This is a genomic window from Thiomonas sp. 13-64-67 (genome assembly GCF_002282795.1).
GTDB classification, from domain to species: Bacteria; Pseudomonadota; Gammaproteobacteria; order Burkholderiales; family Burkholderiaceae_C; genus Thiomonas; species Thiomonas arsenitoxydans.
This window is the reverse complement of the sequence record NZ_NCKP01000025.1, coordinates 1-23,639: the sequence shown is the minus strand read 5'-3', so window position 1 is coordinate 23,639 and position 23,639 is coordinate 1. Positions and strand designations below refer to the sequence as shown.

General features: G+C 65.4%; 21 protein-coding genes and 1 pseudogene. 7 read left to right on the top strand and 15 right to left on the bottom strand.

What is annotated here, in order from left to right:
- From B7X30_RS08215 to mutL, 10 genes are all read right to left on the bottom strand, one after another.
- A partial coding sequence (locus B7X30_RS08215; RefSeq protein WP_286730190.1) for a methyl-accepting chemotaxis protein occupies positions 1-1,178 on the bottom strand: 1,178 nt, incomplete at its 3' end.
- A gap of 31 nt (positions 1,179-1,209) precedes the next feature.
- On the bottom strand, positions 1,210-3,450 hold the full coding sequence (locus B7X30_RS08210; protein ID WP_286730189.1) for a chemotaxis protein CheA: 2,241 nt from the start codon (positions 3,448-3,450) through the stop codon (positions 1,210-1,212).
- Positions 3,447-3,788 (bottom strand): STAS domain-containing protein, encoded by a 342-nt coding sequence (locus B7X30_RS08205; protein ID WP_286730188.1) that lies wholly within the window; start codon positions 3,786-3,788, stop codon positions 3,447-3,449. The genes B7X30_RS08210 and B7X30_RS08205 overlap by 4 nt, the downstream gene beginning before the upstream one ends.
- Before the next feature lie 20 nt (positions 3,789-3,808).
- Positions 3,809-4,177: a response regulator gene (locus tag B7X30_RS08200; protein WP_013105568.1), complete on the bottom strand. Its 369-nt coding sequence runs from the start codon at positions 4,175-4,177 to the stop codon at positions 3,809-3,811.
- A gap of 47 nt (positions 4,178-4,224) precedes the next feature.
- A complete protein-coding gene (locus tag B7X30_RS08195; protein ID WP_465020240.1) occupies positions 4,225-4,899 on the bottom strand; it encodes a methyl-accepting chemotaxis protein in 675 nt (224 codons plus the stop codon).
- A gap of 369 nt (positions 4,900-5,268) precedes the next feature.
- Entirely contained in the window at positions 5,269-5,646 is a 378-nt protein-coding gene (locus tag B7X30_RS08190; protein ID WP_286730186.1) for a response regulator, read from the bottom strand.
- Between the two features lie 140 nt (positions 5,647-5,786).
- Complete coding sequence (locus tag B7X30_RS08185) at positions 5,787-6,422, bottom strand: response regulator (protein ID WP_286730185.1); 636 nt, start codon at positions 6,420-6,422, stop codon at positions 5,787-5,789.
- 13 nt (positions 6,423-6,435) lie between these two features.
- Positions 6,436-7,536, bottom strand: a complete 1,101-nt coding sequence (locus tag B7X30_RS08180; RefSeq protein ID WP_286730184.1) for a sensor histidine kinase — start codon at positions 7,534-7,536, stop codon at positions 6,436-6,438.
- Positions 7,537-7,583: 47 nt separating this feature from the next.
- Positions 7,584-8,522: a tRNA (adenosine(37)-N6)-dimethylallyltransferase MiaA gene (gene miaA, locus B7X30_RS08175; RefSeq protein WP_465020239.1), complete on the bottom strand. Its 939-nt coding sequence runs from the start codon at positions 8,520-8,522 to the stop codon at positions 7,584-7,586.
- 7 nt (positions 8,523-8,529) lie between these two features.
- Complete coding sequence (gene mutL / locus B7X30_RS08170; RefSeq protein ID WP_286730182.1) at positions 8,530-10,371, bottom strand: DNA mismatch repair endonuclease MutL; 1,842 nt, start codon at positions 10,369-10,371, stop codon at positions 8,530-8,532.
- 234 nt (positions 10,372-10,605) lie between these two features.
- Between mutL and B7X30_RS08165 the strand changes: the two genes are divergently transcribed.
- A complete protein-coding gene (locus tag B7X30_RS08165; RefSeq protein WP_013105575.1) occupies positions 10,606-11,250 on the top strand; it encodes a DedA family protein in 645 nt (214 codons plus the stop codon).
- A gap of 51 nt (positions 11,251-11,301) precedes the next feature.
- On the opposite strand, the gene lexA is transcribed toward B7X30_RS08165, so the two are convergent.
- Positions 11,302-12,021: a transcriptional repressor LexA gene (lexA, locus tag B7X30_RS08160; protein WP_286730191.1), complete on the bottom strand. Its 720-nt coding sequence runs from the start codon at positions 12,019-12,021 to the stop codon at positions 11,302-11,304.
- 199 nt (positions 12,022-12,220) lie between these two features.
- Here lexA and B7X30_RS08155 point away from each other — a divergent pair, with 199 nt between their 5' ends.
- Positions 12,221-13,183, top strand: a complete 963-nt coding sequence (locus tag B7X30_RS08155) for an asparaginase (protein ID WP_286730181.1) — start codon at positions 12,221-12,223, stop codon at positions 13,181-13,183.
- A 264-nt stretch (positions 13,184-13,447) separates the two neighbouring features.
- On the opposite strand, the gene B7X30_RS08150 is transcribed toward B7X30_RS08155, so the two are convergent.
- The 3 genes from B7X30_RS08150 to B7X30_RS08140 form a co-directional block, all read right to left on the bottom strand.
- Positions 13,448-14,236: a BPSS1780 family membrane protein gene (locus tag B7X30_RS08150; RefSeq protein ID WP_286730180.1), complete on the bottom strand. Its 789-nt coding sequence runs from the start codon at positions 14,234-14,236 to the stop codon at positions 13,448-13,450.
- Positions 14,237-14,314: 78 nt separating this feature from the next.
- Positions 14,315-15,256, bottom strand: coding sequence for a homoserine kinase (locus B7X30_RS08145; RefSeq protein ID WP_286730179.1), 942 nt, complete (start codon positions 15,254-15,256; stop codon positions 14,315-14,317).
- A 74-nt stretch (positions 15,257-15,330) separates the two neighbouring features.
- Positions 15,331-15,678 carry a hypothetical protein gene (locus tag B7X30_RS08140; protein ID WP_286730178.1) on the bottom strand — a complete coding sequence of 116 codons (348 nt, stop codon included), beginning with the start codon at positions 15,676-15,678 and terminating at the stop codon, positions 15,331-15,333.
- A gap of 34 nt (positions 15,679-15,712) precedes the next feature.
- Between B7X30_RS08140 and polA the strand changes: the two genes are divergently transcribed.
- Positions 15,713-18,481 (top strand): DNA polymerase I, encoded by a 2,769-nt coding sequence (gene polA / locus B7X30_RS08135; protein WP_286730177.1) that lies wholly within the window; start codon positions 15,713-15,715, stop codon positions 18,479-18,481.
- Between the two features lie 33 nt (positions 18,482-18,514).
- On the opposite strand, the gene B7X30_RS08130 is transcribed toward polA, so the two are convergent.
- Positions 18,515-19,219 carry a fumarylacetoacetate hydrolase family protein gene (locus B7X30_RS08130; RefSeq protein ID WP_286730176.1) on the bottom strand — a complete coding sequence of 235 codons (705 nt, stop codon included), beginning with the start codon at positions 19,217-19,219 and terminating at the stop codon, positions 18,515-18,517.
- A gap of 234 nt (positions 19,220-19,453) precedes the next feature.
- On the opposite strand from B7X30_RS08130, the gene B7X30_RS08125 reads away from it, so the two are divergent.
- The 4 genes and pseudogenes from B7X30_RS08125 to B7X30_RS08110 all read left to right on the top strand — a co-directional run bounded on the left by B7X30_RS08125 (position 19,454) and on the right by B7X30_RS08110 (position 23,451).
- A complete protein-coding gene (locus B7X30_RS08125) occupies positions 19,454-19,744 on the top strand; it encodes a FeoA family protein (protein ID WP_156052779.1) in 291 nt (96 codons plus the stop codon).
- Positions 19,741-22,092 carry a Fe(2+) transporter permease subunit FeoB gene (feoB, locus tag B7X30_RS08120; protein WP_286730175.1) on the top strand — a complete coding sequence of 784 codons (2,352 nt, stop codon included), beginning with the start codon at positions 19,741-19,743 and terminating at the stop codon, positions 22,090-22,092. The genes B7X30_RS08125 and feoB overlap by 4 nt, the downstream gene beginning before the upstream one ends.
- Entirely contained in the window at positions 22,089-22,391 is a 303-nt protein-coding gene (locus tag B7X30_RS08115; RefSeq protein ID WP_286730174.1) for a FeoC-like transcriptional regulator, read from the top strand. The genes feoB and B7X30_RS08115 overlap by 4 nt, the downstream gene beginning before the upstream one ends.
- Positions 22,392-22,480: 89 nt before the next feature.
- Positions 22,481-23,451 (top strand): annotated as a pseudogene (locus B7X30_RS08110) (aldo/keto reductase).
- The last annotated feature ends 188 nt before the right edge of the window (positions 23,452-23,639 follow it).

Here is a 23,639-nt window from a genome sequence, read left to right as displayed (position 1 = left end):
GCCAGCTTGCGCACCTCCGCGGCCACCACCGCAAAGCCCTTGCCATGCTCTCCAGCCCGGGCCGCTTCGATCGCCGCATTCAAAGCCAGCATATTGGTCTGATACGCAATGTCATCGATGATCGAGATGCGCTCGGCAATACTCTGCATCGCCGAGACCGTGCCCTGAACCGCAGCACCCCCTTCGCGCGCTTGGCCTGCCGCCTGCTGCGCCATCGAATCCGTCAAACGCGCGTTATCCGCGTTCTGGCGAATGGACGCCGTGGCCTGCTCCAGCGTGGCCGAGGTTTCCTCCACTGACGCCGCCTGTTCCGAGGACGACTGCGACAGACTCTGCGAAGTGGCCGACACCTGCGTGGACGCCGAGAGCAACTGCTCGGCCGACGACCGCACCGAGCCGATGACCGAAGTCAGCCGCCCGACCATCTCGCCCAAAGCAGCGAGCAACTGCCCGGTTTCATCCTTCGAGGTGGAAGCCACCCGCACCGACAGATCGCCTTCGGCCACACGCTGGGCGACGGAAACGGCATCGGCCAGAGGACGGGTGATGGAGCGGGTGATGAGCCAGGCAGCGGCGATGGCCAGCAGCAGAGCGAGCACCGCCAGGCCGATGCTGGCATTGCGGGCAGCGACGAAATCGGCCTCACTCTGGGCGTAAAGCGCATCGGTCTGACCCCGCAACTCTGTCTCGATCGCCGCGGTTTCCTGGCGAACCTCGCGTGACACGATCAAGCCGGATTTGAGGTAATCGGCCGCAGCGGCGCCGAAGTTGCTTCGCTGCATTTCAGGAACCGCGGTCTGTTGCGCCGCACGTCCTTTGGCGATGATGGCGCGCAGGTTGTCGAGCCGGGTCTGCAGCTGCGGGGTGGGTTGAAGAGACTCCAAAGTCTTGAAAGCGGCGTCCGTATTCACACGTTGTTCAGCGATAAGGGCACGATCGGCATCACTGAACTGCTGCGACAGCAGGCTGCTCAGCATGATGCGTGTGGTGTTCTGGCTGCTGTTGGCAATGATGGTGACGGCTCGCTCCTTGGCCACGCGGTTCTGCACCACGAGCTGCATGTGGCTCTGAATGCGAGAGGCTTCGTACAGCCCGAACGCCGCGTTGGCGAGCAGAAGAACGATCAGCAGGCCGAAGGCGAGGCTGAGGCGTGTACCGATGCGAAGGTTGTTGAACATGGAAGGCTCAGTGTGCGGACGTTGAAGGGGTTCAGTTGCTCAGTGCCGGGGCCTGGCGGCCCTGCGCGCTGCGGCTGGCGCGGCTGATCAGGGGGGCGGCGTCGAGGATGAGCGCCACTTCGCCGTTGCCCAGAATGGTCGAGCCGCTGATGCCTTGCAGGTGTGCGAACAGCGCGCCCAGCGGTTTGATGACGGTCTGATATTCGCCAAGCAGGGCATCGACGACGATGCCAGCGCGCTGCCCGCCGATTTGCGCGACCACCACATTGCTGCGGGTGTTCGGCGAGTCAGCGGCGGAGTCGGTCAGGCCGAGCTGTTCGCGCAGATGCAATAGGGGCAACACTTCGCCGCGCAGGTTGATATAGCCCTGCTGCGGCTGGGCGGGCGCAAACTCCATGCACTCGATCACGGCGTCGAGCGGCAGCACGAAGGTGCGCCCGGCGGCTTGCACCAGAAAGCCGTCGATGATGGCGAGCGTCAAGGGCAGGCGCAGGTGCATCTGCGTGCCCACACCGGCGCTGCTCTGGATGTCGATGCTGCCGCGAATGGCTTCGATATTGCGTTTGACCACGTCCATGCCCACGCCACGGCCGGACAGGTCGGTGACGGCGTCGGCGGTGGAGAAGCCGGGCTCGAAAATCAGCGCCCACACCTCGGCGTCGGGCAGGGCGGCGGCGGCCTCAGTCGAAATCAGCCCGCGCTCGACGGCTTTGGCAAGAATGCGCTCGCGGTTCAGCCCGCCGCCGTCGTCTGAAACCGTGATGAGAATGCTGCCCGAGTCGTGACGGGCGGCGAGTTTGAGGGTGCCTTGGGCGGGTTTGCCGCGCGCGGTGCGCACTTCGGGCGACTCGATGCCGTGATCGATCGAGTTGCGCACCAGGTGCATCAGCGGATCGGCGATGCGCTCGACCAGAGTTTTATCCATCTCGGTGTCGGCGCCTTCGATGACCAGGGCGATGTCTTTGCCCAGCTCACGCGACACGTCGCGCACCACGCGCTGAAAGCGCGCGAAGGTTTCGCCGATCTCGACCATGCGCAGCTTGAGCGCCCGCTCGCGGATGTCTTCGACCAGCCGGGTGATCTGCGCGGCGGCTTCAAGCTGGCTGGCGTTCTGCGCGTGCAGCGCATTGCCGGCGCTGGCAATCACCAGTTCGCCCACGAGGTTGATGAGGGCGTCGAGCTTGTCGGCGGCCACGCGCAGCATCTGGTTGTCACGGCTGCGTTTGTCTTTGATCTGCTTCTGTTTGTCGAGCGCGGCTTGCACGATGGGCTGGTGCGTGGCGCCTTCGCGGACCAGAATTTCGCCCAAGGGGGCGGCCGGTGCGCCGGTGGCCTGCGCGTCGTGTTGCGCGCTGAGCGCGTCGCTCAATTCTTTCTGTGTCAGCGTGCCGATCTGCACCAGAATGTCGCCCAGCCGCAGGTCGTCTTCGGGCAGGCTGCGAATGAGCTGCACATAGTCGGCAATGCGGCTGTGCGCGGGCAGGATGCGGATGGTGCTGTCTTCCTGCACGAACTCGAACACAGCGGCGATTTCTTCCTTGCTGGCCTCGCTCTTGAAGTTGATCTCGAAGCCGAGATAGCTGGTCTCGGCGTCCATCGCGTCGAGCGGGGGCAGGGCGTCGGTCAGGGTGACGAGACCGACGATCTCGCCCAGCCCGCGCAGATAGCGGATGAAGGCCAACGGGTCCATGCCGTTGCGCAGACTGTCGGCGCCGAAGCGGAGCGATAGGTGCCACGATGGCGTCAGCGCCGATCCGTGCGCGACCACGGTGACGGGAGCGGCTTCTTCCGAGGCGGGGCCTCGTGCGATGGGGCTTTGCTGGGCCACGACCAGCGCACCGCCTGCGGGCTGCTGAGCGGCCTGCAGCCGGGCGACCAGCGCCTGTTCTTCCGGGGTGTCGGCGATGCAGGCACCTTGGCTGTCGATCTGGTCGATCAGTTGCGCGAGGTGATCGCGCCCTTGCAGCAACAGCGCGACGAGTTCGCTGCTGACGGCGAGTTTGCCTGCGCGCATCTGGTCGAGCACGCTCTCCAGATGGTGGGTGAAACGCACGATGCCGTCGAGGCCGAACAGCCCGGCCGAGCCTTTGATGGTGTGGGCCGCGCGGAACAGGGCGTTGATGTGCTCGCCATCAATGACGTCATCAATAGCGTCATCCGCGCCGCCTTGGGGTTCGAGCTCCATCAGCCCGCGTTCCATGCCTTCGAGCAGCTCTTGCGCCTCGACGATGAAGGAGCGCATGGCCTGCTGCATTTGTTGTTCGAAGCTCATGCGTGCTCCTTGGGGGACGTGGTGTGGCCAAACTCGACTACCGGGTCGCCGAAGTAGGCGAGCAGGCCGCAGAGTTCGAGGGCGTCGATGACGGCGGGGCTGTGCCCGCTGAGCTTGAGGCTGTGCTCCAAATTGCTGGCCTGCTGCTTGGCGGCCAGCAGAATCTGCACGCCGGAGGCGTCGATCTCGTCGACCGCGGCCAATTGCAGTTCGACCAGGGGATGCTGGGCGATCAGTTCGGCCAGCCGGTTGCGCACCTCGGCGGCGGCATAGATGTCGAGCGCGCCTTGCAGCGTCACGCTGCAAGCCGGGCCGGCTTGATGAGGGATGATGTCCACAGCGTCTCCTCTGGCGGGGTTCAGGGTGCGATGAGTTTGGAGACCGCAGCCAGCATCTGCGCCGGCTGGAAGGGCTTGACCACCCAGGCGCGGGCGCCTGCGGCCTGGCCTTGCGCCTTCATGTCGTCCTGGCTCTCGGTGGTGAGCATGATGATGGGGGTGAACTTGTAGTCGGCCTTCTGCTTGATCTCTTTCACCAGGGTGATGCCGTCCATATTGGGCATGTTCACGTCGCTGATGATGAGGTGGATCTTGCGGCCGTCGAGCTTGGTCAGCGCGTCCACGCCGTCAACGGCTTCAATGACTTCGTAGCCCGCGCTGGCAAGGGCGATGTTGACCACCTGACGCAGTGAGGCGGAGTCGTCGACGATGAGAATGGTTTTGGCCATGGCAATGTGCTTTTGAAAGAGGGGATCGAAACAAGGGTTTGCTGGAGTCAGAAAAAGGTGATGTCGCCGCCGTCCTGCGCGTCCACCGTGGACTGGCCGCCGTGGTTGAGGCGCTGCTCCTGCGTGGTGTAGCCGTTGGCGATGCGCTGCATGAAGCCCGCGGTGTCCAGCGGCGCCTCGGGGTTGCTGGCGCGGCGCGACTGATAGCTCTGCAGTTCGACCACCAGGGCGTCGAGGCTGTCGCGGCTGTGGGTGAGAATCTGGCTGACCCGATCCTGGAACTGCAGCGACACCAGCACATCGCCGATCTCTTCGCGGATACCGCTGCTTTCGCGTTGCAGCAGGTCGGATGAATCGGACAGCCCCGTGGCCACATCGCGCAGGCGGGCGAGCACTTGATCGATGGACGATTCGGATTGGGTGAGGAACTGCTGCTCCTCGATTTGCGACTGCCCGGCCGAGCGGGTGAGCGTCTGGATGGCGCCGGTGATGATTTTCACCTGCTCGCCCATCTTGCGCCCGGTATCGCGCGATTGCGCCGAGAGCTTGCGCACTTCGTCGGCCACCACCGCGAAGCCGCGGCCGTTTTCGCCAGCCCGCGCGGCTTCGATGGCCGCATTGAGCGCGAGCAGATTGGTCTTGGCCGCCAGCGCCGCCACTTCAGTCGCCATCTTCTCCAGCGCCTCGGTGTAGCGCGACATGCCCAGCACTTCGCTGACCATGGCGGCGCGTTTGTCCAGCGCGGCGCGTAACTGCTCGAGCACGGCGCCGAGTTCGCCTTCGCTGCGGCGGAATACCGCCACCACGCCTTCGCCGCCATCCATGCCGGCGGCGGCATGCTGCGATGCCTTCACAGCGTTTTCCAGGCGGCTGTGCAGGCTGGAGAAGCGCTGGCTCAAGGCCAGAATGGCGGTCTCCATCTGTGCGCGTCCGGCGTCGATCTGTTGGCCGAGCACGGGTAAGGCCTGAGCGCAGAGGGCGTCGATCTGCTGCGCAGCATCGCTGTGCTGCAGGGCGGGAGGGGAGGTCGTGGCGTCTTGGGTCATGGCGGAGTCAACGCGGGTGGCGGGGAGGATGGGTTGCAGGGAAGTTCAACGGGGCTGCGCGGCCAGTTGGCGCACCAGGGTTTCGAGCCGATCGATGTCGGAACTCTTGTCGAAGAAATAATCGGCGCCTCCATCGAGGCTGCGGGCGCGGTGCTGCGAGTTGGCGTGCTGGGTGAACATCGCCACGCAGATATCACCCCGGCTGGACTTGATGCGCTGCAAAACTTGCAGCCCGCTCTCACCCGGCATTTCGATATCGAGCACGATGAAGCGCACCGCGCCTGCGGTGTCTTGCTGCAACAGCTCCATCGCCTGCTGCCCGCAATCGGCCTGCAGCACGGCTTGCACCCCATCAATGCCGCAGAGCAGGCCGGCCAGGCGCTCGCGCACCATTGCAGAATCGTCGACCACCATCAGTTGCATGACTCAGCTTTCAGAGAATTCAGGATGTATGGGGACATTGTTGGCCTGAGGTCGCGCGGCGAACATCGGCCGCCAGCGGTTTGAAGACTGAGACAAGGGCGCGTTGATTTGTAGGAAATTTCTGACCCGCGTGGATCTGTTCATGCCAATTCATGGTCGAGGACGTAGCGCACCAGATCGGCGTCGCGCTCGAGGTGCATCTTTTGCATCAGGCGGGTTTTGTGAGTGCTGACGGTTTTGACGCTCAAGTGCAGTTCCCGCGCCACTTCGCCCACGGTGCGCCCGGCTCCGATGCGCAGCAGCACCTGCAGCTCGCGGTCGCTCAGGGTTTGATGCGCGGGGGCGTCGGCGGCGGCGCCCTCTTGAAAGTGATGCGCCAACTGCTCGGCGACGGCGGCGGTGAGGTAGCGCTTGCCCTGGGCGGCCGCGCGGATGGCGTCGAGCAGCACATCGGGCGCGCTGTCTTTGGTGAGATAGCCGGCCGCGCCGCCGCGCAGGGCGCGCAGGGCGAACAAATGCTCGGCATGCATGCTGAGCATGAGCACGGGCAGGCGGGGGTGCGTGGCCTTGATGCGTTTGAGCAGATCGAGGCCGTCGCCGCCGGGCAGAGACACGTCGAGCAGCACCACCTGCCAGGCGGCATCGCGCAGGGCGTCGAGCGCTGCGGCGGTGTCGCCGCACCAGTGCGGCTGCAGCCCCTCGGCTTCGAGCATGCGAACGAGCCCGGCGCCCACAAGGGCGTGGTCGTCAACGATGAGCACGCGGGCGGCGTCCATTTGCGGCCTCGCTTCAGGCGGAGATCGGTTTGCCGGAAGTCGGCGCGTCGGCAGGTTTGCCACATTCGGTGCAGGGCACGCGCACGCGCAGGGTGGTGCCGTGGTTGGGCACGCTGGCGCAATCGAGCGTGCCGCCGAGTAAATGCGCGCGCTCGCGCATGCCGCGCAAACCAAAGGATTTTTCGCTGGTCTGCGTGGCCGGGGTGAAGCCCAGACCGTCATCGACGATGTCGAGCGCGATCAGCCCGGGTGTGTGGGCCAGGGTGAGCCGAACGGATTTGGCCTGCGCGTGACTGGCGATATTGGTGAAGGCTTCCTGCGCGATGCGGAAGATCTGGATGGCGGTGAGGTCGTCCAGCTCACCGGCGCCCTCGATCTGGTGCGAAACGGGAATGCCGTAGCGCTGGCTGAACTCCTCGGCCAGCCAGAGCAGCCCGTCGCTCAGCCCGAGATCGAGCACGGCGGGCCGGAGCTGAGCTGCGACGCGGCGGCCGGCGGCGGTGGCGGCATCCACCAGCTGGGTCATGCTGTTGAGCTGCGCGTCGTCGGGCCCGAGGCGGCGGCGCAGCAGGCTGATGTCCATTTTCAACGCGGTGAGCAACTGGCCGAGTTCGTCGTGCATGTCGCGGGCGAGGCGGGCGCGTTCCTGCTCGCGGGCGCGCTCCATGTGTGCGGCCATGTCGCGCAGATCGGACTCGCGGCGGCGGGCATGGCTGATGTTGATCATGATGCCGTTCCACTGCACTTGGGTGGCATCGAGCCGCTTCACTGCGGCGCGGATGTTGATCCACTTGATCTCGCCCTCGGTGAGGATGCGGCCCTCCCAGTTCCACGGTTCGCCGTGCAGCGCGCTGGCTTGCAGCGAGGCGTGGAAATCGGCCTGATCGGCGGCATGAATTCGCCCGACAAAGGCCGTGCTCGAACGCAGCAGCGCCTGCGCGCTCAGGCCGCAGACCATTTGCGCCGATTCACTGGCCTGGGTGAACTGCAACTGCCCGGCGCGCTGGCTGAGCTGGAACACCAGACCGAAGCCGGAGAGCGGATGTGCGGCCCAGGGCGTATCGTCCGAAGACAGATCTTGAACGGGTGGAGGAGGGCTTTGGAACGGGGGCACGGAGGGCAGCCAGGAGTGGAATTTACATTCCAATTAACGGCGCGCCCTCAGAAAACTTGAATTCTCAGCGGTTCGAGACAGTCGTAAATTTGCCGCTGGGGCATGGAGCGCAGCCAGGTGAGCTGGCGTTTGGCGAGCTGGCGGGTGGCGGCGATGGCCTGCTCGCGGAACTGCTCGGCGCTGATGTCGCCGTCCAGAAAATGCCAGGCTTGGCGGTAGCCTACGGCGCGGATCGAGGGCAGCGCGGGGCTGAGGTCGCCGCGCTGGCGCAGTGCGCGCACTTCGTCGAGAAACCCGGCGGCCAGCATCTGCTCGAATCGTTGGGCGATGCGCGCGTGCAGCACGCTGCGATCAGAAGGTTCCAGCGAGAGGATGCGCAGGGGCAAGGGGCCGTCATCTGCGCGCCCGGCGGCCAGATGCGCCGAGAGGGGTCGACCGCTGAGTTGCCACACTTCCAGCGCGCGCTGGATGCGTTGAGCGTCGCCCGGAGCGAGGCGGGCGGCGGTGAGCGGATCGACTTCGGCCAGCCGGGCGTGCAGCGCGGGCCAGCCGAGACGCGCGGCCTCGGCGTCGAGTTCGGCGCGCACGGCAGGGTCGGCCTGCGGCAGTTCGGACAGGCCGGATTGCAGCGCCTTGAGGTAGAGCAGGGTGCCGCCGACGATCAGGGGCTGGGCACCGCGCTGGCGGATTTCCTGGATGAGTCGGCGCGCGTCCGCAGCGAATTGCGCCGCGCTATAGCTTTGCGCCGGATCGAGGATGTCGAGCAGGTGGTGCACGGCCTGGGCGCGTTCCTCAAGACCGGGCTTGGCGGTGCCGATGTCCATGCCGCGATAGACCAGCGCCGAGTCCATGCTGATGAGTTCCACGGTTTCGCCGCGCTGCCGGGCTTGCTGGACAAGGTGCAGGGCCGCGGCGGTCTTGCCGCTGGCGGTGGGGCCGACGAGGCAGAGAATAGGCTGTGGGGTTTGTTGGGTCACGGCTTGAATCGGGGCTTCAACGCCCGCGCAGGAACAGGGCGTCGAGGTCGGCCAGGCCGATCTGCCGCCAGGTGGGGCGGCCGTGGTTGCACTGGTCGGCGCGTTCGGTGCGCTCCATATCGCGCAGCAGGGCGTTCATTTCTGCGAGCGTGAGCTGTCGGTTGGCGCGCACCGCGCCGTGGCAGGCCATGCTGGAAAGTAGCGCATTGCGCCGCTCCTGAAGGCGGCTGCTGGTGCCTTGCGAAATGAGATCGGCCAGCAAGCCGCGAGCCAGGCGAATGGGGTCGGCGTGCGCCAGCAGCGTGGGTGTGGCGCGCACCACCAGGCTGCTGGGGCCGGCCCGGTCGAGCTCGACGCCGAGCGACCGTAGGGCATCGGCATGATCTTCCGCCGCGCCCATTTCGGCATCGCTCGCGGCGAATGCGGCCGGGATCAGCAAGGGTTGCACGGCCACCGGCGCATCGGCCTGTTCCGCAGCTTTCAGCCGTTCGTACACGATGCGCTCGTGCGCCGCGTGCATGTCCACGATCACCAGTCCGTGGCGGTTTTGCGCCAGGATGTAAATGCCCAGAAGCTGCGCCAGGGCGAAGCCGAGGGGAAAGTCGTCAGGCTGGGCGGCAGCCAGGTCGGCGGCTTGCGCATAGGGGCGAGGCGCAGCGCTGTCCTGTGCCTGCAAGGGCGCAGCGTCCGCCGCTGCCAAGGGGGCATAAGCGCGCGAGAGCGCGTCCCAGGGGATCGGGCTAGGGCTCGGCCTCGCCACGCCGAAGGCAAGCGAGGCAGTCGTGGGTAGGGCGGATGGCGGCTGTTCCCACGCGGCGGGCGGTGCGGAGGGATGCGAAGCAGACGCCTCACCGCCCGCCCGGGCCAGCACCTGCTCGACGGCATGGCGCACGGCCTGATGCACGGCGGAGCTGTCGCGGAACCGGACTTCCGACTTGGCCGGGTGCACATTCACATCGACCAGCTCAGACGGCAGATCGAGCAGCAGGGCGTACTGCGGCTGCAAGGCGCCGTGCAGCACGTCGGCGTATGCGGCGCGCACGCCGTGGGCCACGGTGCGGTCGCGCACCCAGCGGTTGTTGACAATGATGTGCTGCACATCGGCACGGGCGCGCGCCGCCGTGGGCTTACAGATCAGCCCGCGCACGGCGAGCGGGCCGATCTGGGCGGAGACGGGCAGGGCGTGCGCGCTGAAGGCCTCTCCCAGCACGGCGGCGAGGCGGTCGAGCCCGTGCGGCGAAGGGTCGCGCTCGAATTGCAGCTTGAGTTGCCCGTCATGCCAAAGCCGCAGGGCGATCTGGGGATGGGCGATGGCGGTGCGCTTGAACACGTCGGCGCACCAGGCATATTCCGTTTGCGGCGACTTGAGAAATTTGCGGCGCGCCGGCAGGTTGAAAAACAACTGCCGCAAGGTCACGCGGGTGCCCAGTTGCGCCGCTGTGGGTTGCACCGCGGCGACCTGGCCTGCGCTGGCTTGAATGCGCGCGCCATCGGCCCCGGCGCGGCGGCTGATGATCTCGATTTCGGCCACGGCGGCCATGGCTGCGAGTGCCTCGCCGCGGAAGCCGAGATGCGTGGCGTGGTGCAATTCGTCGAGATCGGCGATTTTGCTGGTGGCGTGGCGCAGCAGTGCCAGCGGCAACTCTTCGGCCGGAATGCCGCAACCATCATCTTCGACCTGCACGCTGCCCAGCCCGCCTTGTTCGAGGCGCACGGTGAGGACGCTGGCGCCCGAATCGATGGCGTTGTCGAGCAGTTCGCGCAGGGCCGAAGCCGGGCGTTCGATAACTTCGCCGGCGGCAATCTGGCTGATGAGCACGTCCGGCAGCGGACGAATCGGGCGTTGGGGTTGCAGCAAGGCAGGGATACGCAAAGGGTGGCGAGGCCGCAGCGTGGCGGCGGCCGTCCCCTCGTTGAGGGGCTCGGAGAAGGGATCAACGAGAGGAGAAACGACAAGTTAGCTCAGTATACTTTTCGGGCTGTGCGTAGGCCCATAGCGCTCGGTGGCGCTCAGCCCCGGCTCAGTTTTCTGGCGCAGCATCTGCGTCTTCGGCCTTTCATAGGCTCTCTTCCGGCTTTCAGCCCAAACCGCATGGATCCCCACGCTCTTATCGACCTCATTCTGCACTTCGACGTGCATCTGGCGCAGTTCATCGCGGCGTATGGCCCCTGGGTGTACGGGCTGCTCTTCGGCATTGTGTTCGTCGAAACCGGGCTGGTGATCATGCCGTTTCTGCCGGGCGACTCGATGTTGTTCGTGGTGGGCGCGTTTGCGGCCACCGGGGCGCTCAGCCTGCCGGGGGTGATCGCCGTGCTCTGGCTTGGCGCCGTGCTGGGCGACAGCCTCAATTACCAGATCGGCAAGGCCATCGGCCATAAGGTTTTTTCGTGGCCGGACTCACGCTGGTTCAACCGCCGCGCCTTTGAAAAGGCGCACGCCTTTTACGAAAAATATGGCGGCATCACCATCGTGGCCGCGCGGTTCATGCCCTTCATTCGGACCTTCGCCCCGTTTGTGGCGGGCGTGGCCGAGATGTCGTATGGCAAGTTTCTGGCCTACAACATGCTTGGCGCCACACTCTGGACGGGGCTGCTGGTCATGGCGGGCTATCTGTTCGGCAACATTCCGTGGATCAAACACAATTTGGGTGTCATGACCATTGCCATCATCGTGCTGTCGCTGCTACCCGCGGTGTGGGGTTGGTGGAAATCACGTCGGCAGGTATCGGCGGTCTGAAGCGGCGCACTGACGCAAACGCTTACCTGCTGGTTGTGCGCGCTGTGAACTTCATTGCAGCGAGCCGCGCAGCAGGCCGACGGCAAGTCCTTCAATGGCGAAGGGCTGGCTGGCATCGACGCGGATGGGGGCGAACTCGGGGTTGGCCGGTAGAAGCTCGATGTGATCGGCCTGCAGGCGCAGGCGCTTGACCGTGACCTCGTCGCCGATGCGGGCCACCACGATCTGTCCGCTCTGCGCGGTCTGGCTGCTTTTGACGGCCAGCATGTCGCCGTCGAGAATGCCGGCATCGCGCATGCTCATGCCGCGAACCTTGAGCAGATAGTCAGGGCGCACCGAGAAGGCGCCGGGATCGACGTTGAGCGTCTGCTCGATATGCTCTTGCGCGAGGATGGGATGCCCCGCAGCGACGCGACCGACCAGCGGCAGGCAGAGCTGCTCGGCGCCAGGCAGCGCGAGCTGCAGCCCATGAGAGAGATCCGCGCGCAACCCACTCGCACGCCCCCCCATGGCGCCGGAGGTTTTCCCGGACGTTGTCATCGACGGCGAGGCGCGCTGCGATTCGGTGATGCGAATGCCGCGCGACGCTCCGGGCGTCAGCTCGATCACGCCCTTGCGCGCGAGCGCCTGCAAATGATCTTCTGCCGCATTGGCCGAGCGGAATCCCAGCTTTGCGGCGATTTCGGCCCGGGTGGGCGGGTAGCCCAGTTCGCGCACGGAGGCGGTGATGAGATCGAGAATTTCCTGCTGACGAGGGGTGAGTTTCGAGATGAGACGGCGCATGCGTGGGCTCCGGCAGTTGCACAATAAGTCAGTTTGATGGGCGAGACCGATGGGCAAGGCTGTTGGACGAGTTCGCCATGCGATCTATGTCATCTTTTGGCCATGAAGCCACCCTGATCAGGCTTCCAGCTTGATGATTTTCACAGCACTGTAAATCAAAACAGTCTTTCTGCAAAGAGATTCACACATGACCGATTCTTTTTCTCGCGCTGCCTTGCCGCAGATTGTGGTGTTGGGAACAGGGGGTACGATCGCGGGCGCCGCGACGGGCGACCCCAGTCTGCCGGGTTACACCGCCGGGGTTTTGGGGGTCGACGCGCTGCTGCAAAGCGTGCCGACGCTCGGCCGCCTGGCGCAAATCCACACCGAGCAGGTGGCCAATCTCGACAGCAAGGACATGACCTTCGCGGTCTGGACGCAGTTGGCCGAACGCGTGGCCTACTGGCTGGCGCAGCCGCAAATTCAGGCCTGCGTCATCACCCACGGCACCGACACGCTGGAAGAAACAGCCTACTTTCTGCGTTTGGTGCTGGATACCGACAAGCCGGTGATCCTGACCGCTGCCATGCGTCCTGCCACGGCGCTGAACGCCGACGGCCCGCAGAACCTGCTCGATGCCGTGCGGGTGGCCGTGCATCCGGCAGCGCGGGGGCTGCGCGTGGTCTGTGTGTTGCACGGCGTGGTGCATGCTGCTCGCGACGTGACCAAGGCGAATACGCACGCGGTGGAAGCGTTTTCATCCGGCGAGCGCGGCCCGCTGGGTGAAGTGGACGGTGAGGCCTTGCGGCTTTGGCGACAACCCGTGCCGGAGGCAGGGGCGCCGTTTCCCCTACCTGCTGTGAGCGAGTGGCCGCGGGTGGAGTTGCTTACCAATGCGGCGGGCAGCGATAGTGCGCTGGTGTGCTGTCTGATTTCGAGCACGGCGCTTCAGCCCCGATTGGGCGGACTGGTCGTGGCCGGCACCGGGGGCGGCACGGTGCACTGCGAACTCGAGGCCGCGCTGCGCTGGGCCGAACAACAGGGCGTGCGGGTGAGGGTGGCGTCACGCGTCGGCCCGGTACGCGGCGGCGCCGATGACGGCCTCAATGCGGTAAAGCTGCGGGTGCGGTTGCTGCTGGAACTGGCCGCCCAGAACCAAGCAGAGCGTTGAACCCGGAATGTTCTCTCGGCAGGGCCAATTGATCCCCACCGGGGGCAGAAAGCTTGGGCCGGTGGGGCGAAAGAGCGGGGGGGGGGCGATTCCTCACCCTATTCGATTCAGCCGCTTTGCAGAGAACTTAGGGTTGATCGACCAAGGTAAGGGTGCGCCGCACCGGGTTTGGATACCTACAGCGGGCGTCCTCGTGCGTGAGCGCATGAGAGACAAAAATAGTGCAAAACGCCCTGTAGTCAGGTGCGCAGTTGTCACCAGACATTACTGCGTAATTGCGCTGGCCTGGGTTTCGCCGACCAGCGATTCATAGCTGGCATAGAACGACAAAATGTAGGCTAGGAAAATGGCGATGGCCACGGGCATGCTGAGCATGGCGGCCAGGGTTTCACTGGCGCCGAGCAGGCTGGCGACGAGCATGATGAGCGTGGGCAGGCTGAGAAAGAGCAGCAGCCATTGCACCGTATACAGCGCAAACGCCTTGATGTTGCGCACGCACAGCACGAAGCTGAAAAACAGCGCCTTGACCGGCGGCATGGCGTGCCAGGCCACCAGCGGCGGGGCGAGCCAGAAGGCGAGCGAGACGGGGATATACGCCAGAGTGGCGGCAATGGCGCCCAGGCGCAGGCTGCCATCGGCGATGGCGCTGGCCGGCGGTTTGTCGCCGAGCAGCAGCAGACGCAGCATGGCGCCGCCGTCGAACAGGCTGCCGACTCCGAGCACCAGAATGACGGCGAGGGTGTAGAGCACGCCCAGCATCACCATGCTGCGCAGCGCCTGCGGGCCGCTGCGAAAACCGGTGAGCAGCACCGTGGGCCAAAGCGGCTGCTTTTGCGCGACCTGGCGGCTGGCTTGCATGAAGCCCAGGGTGCCGAACTGCACCACGAACAGCGGAAACACCAGACCGATGATGGGCAGCGCCGAGACGAATCCGGTGACGACGATATAGGCCACGATCATCAACAGCGCCGCCCAGGGCTGCAGCGCCAGACGGCGAAAGCCGCTTTGCACCCAGAGCAGGCCCTCGCGGGCAGAGACGGTACGCAGTTGCATGGCGAAAGACGATGAAGGGTGAAGAGCCGAAGAAAAGAGCCCAAGAAGGGAGCCGACATGGTATCGGCAGACCCGGGCTCAGGCGGACGCGATGCGCTGGCGCAGCACGCGCTCGAAGTGGATGGGGTCGTGGGGGGTGAGCAAGTGGGCGTCGCGCGGCAGGTGATAGTCGGCCAGACGCGAGGTCCAAAAACGCAGCGCGGCAGCGCGCAGGGCGTCGGGTAGCAAGCGGTGTTCGGCATCGCTCATGGAGCGTACGGCGAGGTAAGCGTTCAGCAAGGCTTCAAAGCGGGCCGCGTCAAACTCGCCTGTCTGCAGGTGAATGCACCAGTCGTTGAGCGCCACGGCCAGATCGAACAGCCAGGTATCGACCCCGGCGAAGTAAAAGTCGAACACGCCGGAGAGCGTATCCCCCTCGAACAGCACGTTGTCGCGAAACAGATCGGCGTGAACCGCGCTGCGCGGCAGCGCGGCATAGGCGGGCGATGCGGCGACCTCAGTCTGGTGCGCAAGCTCAGCGCTGATGAGGGTGCGTTGATCGGCGGTGAGATAGGGCAGGATGTCGGGGATGGTGCGGGTTTGCCAGGCGAGCCCGCGCAGATTGGGTAGCGTGCCCGCGTAGTCGCGTGCGGCCAGATGCATGCGTGCCAGCCAATGCCCCACTTGCGCGCAGTGCGCCGGCTCGGGCTGCAGCTGGCTGCGGCCTTGCAGGCGAGTGACCAACGCGGCGGGTTTGCCTTTGAGGGTGTGCAAGGTCTGGCCCTGCCGGTCGGGCATGGGGTCGGGCACGGGAATGCCATGCGCGGCCAGATGGTGCATCAGCCCGAGGTAGAACGGCAACTGCTCGGCCTGCAGGCGCTCGAACAAGGTGAGCACGAACCGGCCCCGCGTGGTACTCAGGAAGTAGTTGGTGTTTTCGATCCCGCTGGCGATGCCTTGCAGGTCGGTGCGCGTGCCCAGATCGAAGCGGGCCAGCCAGGAGTCGACCTCTGCTGCGTCGAGCGGTGTGAAAACGGCCATGAACGGGATGGGGAAAGAAAAGGCAGGCTGGAAAAGCAGGTTGAGCGAGCAGGTTGAACGGTCAGCCCGTCGGTTTATTTGAAGGTGAACACCTTCCACTGCGCCTGCCCTTCCAGATGGGCCGGGTCGGTGCTGGACGAGATTGAGGGCGGCACCACGTTGTAGGCCGCGCCGCCGTGCAAAGGCTGCACCTGAATCGAGGTGGTGGCGCCGCGCACCTGCTGCTCCTGTATGCGCACCGCACGATCCTGGGTGACGTTTTCGCGCACCCGAGGTTCAGGGAATTTGGGCTTGGGCTGGGTATCTGTCAGCGGCGCCGCAGGTTTGGACTGCGCAAGGGCGCTTGGTCCCGGATACACGCTGGCGAGCAGCGTGAACAGGCCAAGGGCGGAGACGGTAAGGGCGTGGCGAAACATGTTCATGGGCTGATTTTACGGCGGCATTGATAATGCGCGGATGAATTCAGACGTGCAATCCGACTCCGCCCCCACCCTGCTGCTGGTGGATGGTTCCAGCTATCTCTACCGCGCCTTCCACGCCATGCCCGATCTGCGCGGGCCCGAAGGCCAGCCCACCGGGGCGCTCTACGGCATGGTGGCCATGCTGCGGCGCCTGCGCGAGCAATATCCGGTGGCCAAGGGCTATCGCTACGCGGCCTGCGTGTTCGACGCCAAGGGGCCGACATTCCGCAACGCCATGTACGACCAATACAAGGCGCAGCGTCCGCCGATGCCGCCCGACTTGGTGGCGCAGATCGAGCCGATTCACCAAGCTGTGCGGCTGATGGGCTGGCCGCTGCTGGAGGTGCCGGGAGTGGAGGCCGACGACGTGATCGGTACCCTGGCCGTGCGGGCGCACGCACAGGGCATACGCACCCTGGTTTCCACGGGTGACAAGGATATGGCTCAGCTGGTCAACGACCACATCACGCTGGTCAACACCATGAGCAACGAGGTGCTCGACCCCGCCGGAGTGCAGCAAAAGTTCGGCGTTCCCCCAGATCGCATCGTCGATTACCTCACCCTGGTAGGCGACGCGGTGGACAACGTGCCCGGCGTGGACAAGGTCGGCCCCAAGACGGCGGTCAAGTGGCTGACGGAGTATGGCTCGCTCGATGCGCTGATCGAGCAGGCCGAAACCGTGAGCGGCGCTGCGGGTAAAAACCTGCGTGCCGCGCTCGACTGGCTGCCCACGGCGCGCAAGCTGGTGACCATCCACACCGACTGCGATCTGGACGGCTACGCTCAAGCCTTCGACCCCGATCTGCGCCCGGCGCCGGAAGATGCGCAGGCGTTGCTGCCCTTCTTCACCCGCAACGGCATGCGCCGCTTCAGCGCCGAGATGAAGGCGCAGACGGTGAGCGAGCAGGCCGCCCGGCAGGTGTCGCTGCTGGATGACGCGCCGGTCGCCGAAAAGACCGCCCCCGGCACCTACGAAACCCTGCTCGACTGGGACCGGTTCGACGCCTGGCTGACCCGCATCGACGCGGCCGAGCTCACCGCCATCGACACCGAAACCGACTCACTCGACCCGATGCGCGCGCGGCTGGTCGGCATTTCGCTCAGCGTCGCGCCCGGCGAGGCCGCCTATCTGCCGCTGGCCCACGCCTACCCCGGCGCGCCCGAGCAGTTGCCCATGGCCGAGGTGCTCGAACGTCTGCGGCTCTGGCTGGAAAACGCCGACAAACCCAAGCTCGGGCAGAACGCCAAGTACGACCGCCATGTGTTCGCCAACGCGGGCGTGACGATTCGCGGCTATGCGCACGATACCTTGCTCGAGAGCTATGTGATCGAGGCGCACAAGCCGCACAGCCTCGACAGTCTGGTGAGCCGTCATCTTGGCCGGGACGACACCCTGAGCTACGAACAGGTCTGCGGCAAGGGCGCCAAGGCCATCACCTTCGATCAGGTGGCGCTCGATGTGGCGACCCGCTATTCCGGCGAAGACGCCGACCTCACCCTGCAGGTACACGAGCGGCTGTGGCCGCAAGTCCAGGCCGATGCCGGGCTGACGCGGATCTACGCGCTGGAAATGCAGGTCAGCGAAGTGCTGCAGCGCATCGAGCGTACCGGCGTGCTGGTGGACGGCGATCTGCTGCGGGCGCAAAGCGGCGAACTGGGCGCCAAAATGCAAACCCTGGAAGCGCAGGCATTCGAGCTGGCCGGCGGCGCTTTCAATCTGGGCAGTCCTAAGCAGATCGGCGAAATCCTGTTCGACCGCCTGCAACTGCCGGTGCAGAAAAAAACCGCCTCCGGCGCTCCGTCCACCGACGAGGAAGTGCTGGAAAAGCTGGCCGAAGATTACCCGCTGCCGCGCGTCATTCTCGACCACCGCAGCCTGTCCAAGCTCAAGAGCACCTACACCGAGAAACTGCCGCAAATGATCAACCCGGACACCGGCCGGGTGCACACCAACTACGCCCAGGCCGTGGCCGTGACCGGTCGGCTGGCCTCCAACGATCCCAATCTGCAGAACATTCCGGTACGCACCGCCGAGGGGCGGCGCATTCGCGAGGCGTTTATCGCGCCCAAGGGCTGGCTGATCGCGTCGAGCGACTACTCGCAGATCGAGCTGCGCATCATGGCGCACCTCTCGCAAGACGCGGGTCTGCTCGCTGCGTTCGCCGCCGGGGAAGACATTCACCGCGCCACCGCGGCTGAGATTTTCGGCGTCACGCCGCTGGAAGTCAGCAGCGATCAGCGCCGCATGGCCAAGGTCATCAACTTCGGGCTGATCTACGGCATGAGCGCCTTCGGCCTGGCACGCAACCTCGGCCTGGAGCGCAGCGCGGCGCAGCTCTACATCGACCGCTACTTCGCCCGTTATCCGGGTGTCGCGGCGTATATGGAGCGCACCCGCAAGCTGGCGGCGGAGCAGGGCTATGTCGAAACTGTGTTCGGGCGACGACTGTGGCTGCCCGACATTCACGCCAGCGGGCCGCGCCGGGCAGCGGCCGAGCGCGCAGCTATCAACGCGCCGATGCAGGGCACCGCGGCCGACCTCATCAAAATGGCGATGATCGCCGTCGATGCCGCACTCGTGCGCGAAAAACTGCGCAGCCGGGTGGTGATGCAGGTGCACGACGAGCTGGTGCTCGAAGTGCCCGAGGAAGAAACGCACTGGGTGCGCGAACACATTCCCCGCCTGATGGCGGGCGTTGCCCAGCTCGACGTCCCGCTGCTGGCCGAAATGGGCCTGGGTGCCAACTGGGAGCTGGCGCACTGAGCGTGGTCACTGAGCACGGCAGGTCTGGGGCGGTCAGACGATGCGCACCTGCAGCGGCGTCAGGCCGTCTATCGTGCCGTGCAGTACCTGGCTGCGGGTGACAGCGCCGACGCCATCGGGCGTGCCGGTGAAAATCAGGTCGCCGGGTTTCAAGGTGAACAGGGTGGAGAGCCGGGCGATAGTTTCGTCCACCGACCAGATCATCTGCTCCAGCCGCCCTTGCTGACGCAGGGCGCCGTCGACCGTTAGCGCAATGGCGCCGGTGTTCAGCTCGGCGCCGGGTTGACGCGGCGTGATCGGGCCGATGGGGGCGGACTGGTCGAAGGCCTTGCCGATTTCCCACGGCCGACCCTGCGCCTTCATCTGCCCCTGCAGATCGCGGCGGGTCAGGTCGAGGCCGACTGCGTAGCCGTAGATGTGCGCGGCGGCCTGCCCCACGGGAATGTCGCGGCCCGCGGCGCCGATGGCGACGACCAGCTCGATTTCGTGATGCAGATCTTGCGTGACGGACGGGTAAGCGATGTCGCCGGTCTGCCCTGCGGCAATCGCAATCACTGCATCGGCATCGCCGGGTTTGCAGAAAAAAAACGGCGGCTCACGATTCGGGTCTGAGCCCATTTCGCGCGCATGGGCCGCGTAGTTGCGCCCGACGCAATACACGCGGCGAACGGGAAAGGCGAGATCGCTGCCCACGATGGGTAGCAGGGCGGGGGAGTGGGGTGGAAAGGCGGTGTGCATGACGGGTTCGGTCTTAGTTTGTTGATCGAGTGTAGGCAGAGAACAGGCCACTCGAGGCGAAATGTGGCGCGGATTTGTGGCGCAGATCCCACGCTGATTCACGCCCTGTTACAGATCGAGCCATCCCGCGTGGGGCAGGTCTTGATCTTCATCAGCCGCTGCGCATACGATATATGAAACGATAAACATTATCATTTGCGCATCATCACAAAGCAGCTTTTTTCAGGTCAGATCATGCACACCGACTCCGTAGTGGTTTCCCTCGCACAGCTTCCCTATGGGCAATGCGCCCAGGTGGTCGATTTCGATGGCGGACGCGCCATGGTGCAGCGCATGGTCATGCTCGGTATCCGCCGTGGCGTGCCGCTGTGCGTGGTGCACGGCCCCGGGCCGCGGGGCACGGTGGTGCAGGTGGGCGGTGCGCGCATTGCGCTGGGGCGGGGCGTGACCGACAAAATCCGCGTGATGCCTATCGTGGCTTCGGCGGCCGCGGCGTCTGCGGTGCATCAAAAGGCTGCGGCATGAGCGCGTGTCACGATCCAGATTGCGCCGTTTCCCCCGAAGCAGACTCCGGCCTGCCGGTGATCGCTCTGGCGGGCAACCCCAATTGCGGCAAGACCACCATTTTCAACCTGCTCACCGGGGCGCATCAGCATGTGGGCAACTGGCCCGGCGTCACGGTGGAGCAGCGCCGGGGAACGGCCTTAGCGGCGGGGCTGAAGCTTTCGGTGATCGATCTTCCGGGCGTGTACAGCCTGCTGGGCGGGGGCGGTGCCGACCAGGGCGTGGCGCGCAACTTTTTGCTCGATGAACGGGTGGATCTCATTGTCAACATCGTCGATGCCTCCAACCTCGAACGCCATCTGGCGCTGACCTTCGAACTGCTCGAAACCGGCAAGCCGCTGATCCTCGCGCTCAATATGGTGGACGAGGCGCAGGCGCTGGGGCTGGAGCCGCAAGTGCATGCGCTCTCAAAGCAACTCGGCGTGCCCGTGGTGCCGCTGGTGGCGCGAAAAGGCCGTGGCCGTGCAGAGCTGCTCGACACCATTCGGGGCGCCCTGCAACAAAAGCCCAGCGCCTTGATGCCGACCTACCCGCCCGAGGTCGAACAGGCGATCGACCAAGTCGGCGCGCAACTTGCCGTGCCCTCGTCGCCACGGCGCCGCTTCGATGCGCTGCGGCTGCTCGAAGGGCTGGTGGTGTCGCCCTCGGCCGAGGTACAGGCCGGCGTGGCGGCGGCGCAGGCGCAGGTGCTCGCCCAAGCTGGCGAAGAAGTGGCCGATCTGGTTGCGGCCGCCCGTTTTGGTTGGGCGCACCAGCTTGCGGCCATTGCCATGCAGCGCACCGGCAAGATGGGCGTGCGTCACCGCGTGACCGACGTGCTCGACCGCGTGGTGCTCAATGAATGGCTGGGCGTGCCGGTGTTTTTGCTGGTGCTCTATCTAGTGTTCGTGGTGAGCTTCAGCGGCGGCAATATTTTTCTCGACTTTTTCGATCAGGCCTCGTCGGCGCTACTCATCGGCGGGGTGGGGCATGTGATGCTGCAGGCCGGGCTGCCCGATTGGATGGTGTCCATGATCGCTGGCGGCGTGGGCGGCGGGCTCAACCTGGTCATCTCGTTCATCCCGCCCATCGGCCTCACCTTTCTGTTCCTCGCGTTTCTCGACGACTCGGGCTATATGGCGCGCGCCGCCTATGCGATGGATCGCTTCATGCGCCGCATGGGCCTGCCCGGCAACTCGCTGGTGCCCATGGTCATCGGCTTTGGCTGCAATGTGCCGGCCATCATGGGCTCGCGCATCATCGAAGACCCGCGCGGCCGCCTGCTTACGGTGCTGATGCAGCCCTTCATGTCGTGCTCGGCGCGGCTGACCATCTATATGGCGTTCGCCGTGGTGTTTTTCCGCAGCACCGGCGGGCAGGTGGTGTTTCTGCTGTATGTGCTGGGCATCGTGGTGGCGCTGCTCACCGCGTGGATGCTGGGCAAGACGGCCATTCGGGGCGAGCCCATGCCCTTTGTCATGGAGCTGCCGCCCTATCGTCTGCCCAGCCTGCGCAGCGTAGGGCTGCAGGCCTGGCAGCGGTTGAAGGTGTTCATTTTCCGCGTCGGCAAGGTGATCGTGGTCATCGGGGTGGTGCTGTTTGTGCTGCCCGGCATCGGCTGGACGGCCAAGGGCCTGCAGGCAACCGACATCGATCACTCTCTTCTCGCTCAGGGCAGCCGGGCCATTGCGCCGGTGTTCGAGCCCATGGGCATCACCCGGGAGAACTGGCCCGCGGTGTCGGGCCTGCTGGCGGGCGCGGCCGCCAAAGAGATCGTGATCGGCACGCTCAACGGCATTTATCAGCGGCAGCAGGCTTCCGACTTGATGGCGGCCTACCGCCAGCCTGATGTGGGCGCCAAGTTATTGGAGGCCGCCAAGACCATTCCCGAAAACGCAGTGGCCTTTTTCGGCAGCTTCCTCGATCCGCTGGGCTTGCACGATCTGCAGTCCACCAACGCGACCGCGCAGGCCAGCGGCGCCAGCAACGAAACCCTCGCCGGGCTGGCGGCTGCGTTCACCCCGCTGTCGGCCTTCGCCTATCTGGTGTTCGTCTTGCTGTACGTGCCCTGCGCCAGCACCATGGGGGCGCTGCGTCGTGAGGTGGGCTGGGGCTGGATGGTGTTTTCCGTGCTTTACGGCATTGGTATCGCCTGGGCTGCGGCCACGGTGATCTATCAGATCGGTACGTTTGCGCAGCATCCCCCATCATCCGCCCTGTGGGTGGCCGCTTGCGTCGCCTCCTTTGTGCTGCTGGTGCTGGGCCTGCGGCTATACGGTGACCGCACCGAGCGCCGCGTGGCAACGCAGGGGCTGGAGAGCCTAGTATGAACCCGCTGTTCGCCGTGCGCGATTGCCTGCGTGAAAAGCAGCTTGCCAGCGCCGCCGAGATTGCGGCCTGCGTGCAGGTTTCTGCGTCAGTGGTCGAAGACATGCTGGCGCACTGGGTGCAGCGCGGGCTGGTCGAGCGGATCGATGCGCAGGGCGGCACCTGTAGCAGCGGCTCCTGCGGGAGTTGTGGCCAATGCGGCACCCGCAAAACCGCGGCAGCGCTCTACCAGTGGCGCGGTCTGCAGGCCGCCGCTGCATCTTCGGCAAAAGCCTCGGTGTTGATGCTGCGTTCTGCCTGAACTTGGGTGGTTTTGCAAGCACGGGGTTTTGGCGGGCGGCCTAAGCTAGCGTTCTTTACCTCTCGGACAAGAACGCCATGCACAACCCTATGCTTTATCGCCGTCTTGGCCGCAGCGGCCTGCAAGTCAGCCTGTTTTCGCTCGGCTCCTGGGTGACGTTTCACAATCAGGTCGATGCTTCGGGCGTGCGCGCGATGCGGGAATCAATTTTTTCGACAACGCCGAGGTCTATGCCAATGGAGAAAGCGAGCGACTGATGGGTGAGGCGCTGGCCCAGATCAAGTGGCACCGGCTCGACTATATGGTGTCGAGCAAGTTTTTCTGGGGGCTCGACGCGGGCACGGCCGAGAAACCGCGCATCAATGGCCGCAACACCCTGAACCGCAAGTATCTGTTGCAGGCGGTCGATGGCAGCCTCAAGCGCATGGGGCTGGATTTCATCGACCTGATCTTTTGTCATCGCCCCGATCCGCACACCCCCATCGAAGAAACCGTCTGGGCGCTGCATAACGTCATCGAGCAGGGCAAGGCGCTGTATTGGGGCACCAGCGAGTGGAGCGCCGACGAGATTCGCGCCGCCTACGAGGTGGCCGAGCGGCACCATCTGCACAAGCCGGTTATGGAGCAGCCGCAATATCACCTGTTCCACCGCAAGCGGGTGGAGCAGGAGTACGCCCGGCTATACGACGACATCGGCCTGGGGCTCACGACCTGGAGCCCGCTGGCGTCTGGCCTGCTGACGGGCAAATATCGCCAGGGCGTACCCGCAGGCAGCCGGGGCGCGATGCAGAACGTGAGCTTTCTGCGCGACGGCCTGCTCGACGCGCGAAAGAATGCCGCGGTGGGCGAGCTCGAAGCCATCGCCCAGCGGCTCGACTGCAGCGTGGCGCAACTGGCGCTGGCCTGGGTGGCGCACAACCCGCGGGTGAGCTCAGTCATTCTGGGGGCTTCGAAGTTGTCGCAACTGCAGGAGAACCTGGGCGCACTAAGCGTGCTGCCCAAGCTCACGCCAGAAGTGCTGGCGCAAATGGATGCCATTTCCGCACCGCTGGCGGTCTGATCGGTTAGGGCCTGTTAACGCTATTGATGCCCCCGCGTTGCCCCCAGACGGGGATGGATGCAAGGCGGAGGTGCGAGGCAAGGCTGGTCGCCTTGCCTCGCACCGACAACGCCGCAGACGCCCCGTCTGGGGGCAACCCTTCGGGCCGGGGGTCTGGGCGGCGCACTGCCACGTTGCAGTCCGCTTGT